Genomic DNA, 760 nt, shown 5'->3' with positions numbered 1-760 from the left:
GCGGGCCGCCTCGGCTTGTCTGAACTCGCCGCGCCCCTCGCGCAGCTTATGGACGACGAGGCATGGACTGTGCGCTATGCCGCCGCCAACGCGCTCCGCTCGTTCGGCCAGAAGGGAGAGCAGGTGCTGCGCGAGATCGCCACCAGCGAGGTCTCGCGCCGCCAGCGCACCGCCTCGCTGATCCTTGCCGAGGGGCCGGCCGCCTGATGTTCGACTGGAGCCAAGAGATCGTCCTGGGTGCCTCCATCCTGTCCTGGTTCATCATTGGGGCAGGGCTGGCGCAGACGGCGGTATACCTGCTGCAGCTTATTATTGCCGCCTACGCGCTGTCCAAGCGCCCGCCAGTCGCGCGTTCGGCGCTGCTGTGGCGCCGTTATGGGGACGTCGCGCCGCCAATCGCGCTCCTGGTACCCGCCTACAATGAGGAAGTGAACGTAGTCGAGAGCGTGCACTCGATGCTGGCGCTTGAATATCCGAATTTCGAGGTGATCGTCATAAACGACGGCTCGAAGGACCAGACTCTGCAGCGCCTTATCGAAGGCTTCAAGCTTGTGAAATTCCATCGGCCCTATGAGGAGGCCCTGACGCACAAGCCGATCCGCGGTCTCTATTCCTCGCCGATGACCGAACGGCTGTTTGTGGTTGATAAGGAAAATGGCGGCAAGGCCGATGCCCAGAATGCCGGCGTCAACGTCTGCCGCGCGCCGCTGTTTTGCGTGATCGACGGCGATTCCATCCTCGAGCCCGATGCGCTAATGCG

The 760-nt window shown here is 63.3% G+C and carries 2 protein-coding genes; both read left to right on the top strand.

Annotated features, from left to right (window positions below; translation table 11 throughout):
• Positions 1 to 207, top strand: a 207-nt coding sequence (locus EN879_RS37770) for a HEAT repeat domain-containing protein (RefSeq protein ID WP_245493956.1), incomplete at its 5' end; no start/stop codon positions are given.
• Positions 207 to 760 (top strand): glycosyltransferase family 2 protein (locus EN879_RS37765; protein ID WP_127274805.1); only part of this gene is annotated, 554 nt, incomplete at its 3' end. The genes EN879_RS37770 and EN879_RS37765, both read left to right, overlap by 1 nt.

It is taken from the genome of Mesorhizobium sp. M7A.F.Ca.AU.002.02.1.1 (assembly GCF_003998535.1).
In the GTDB taxonomy this organism is placed as follows: Bacteria; Pseudomonadota; Alphaproteobacteria; order Rhizobiales; family Rhizobiaceae; genus Mesorhizobium; species Mesorhizobium ciceri.
The sequence above is the reverse complement of the archived record's forward strand: the minus strand, read 5'-3'. Positions and strand labels throughout refer to the sequence as shown.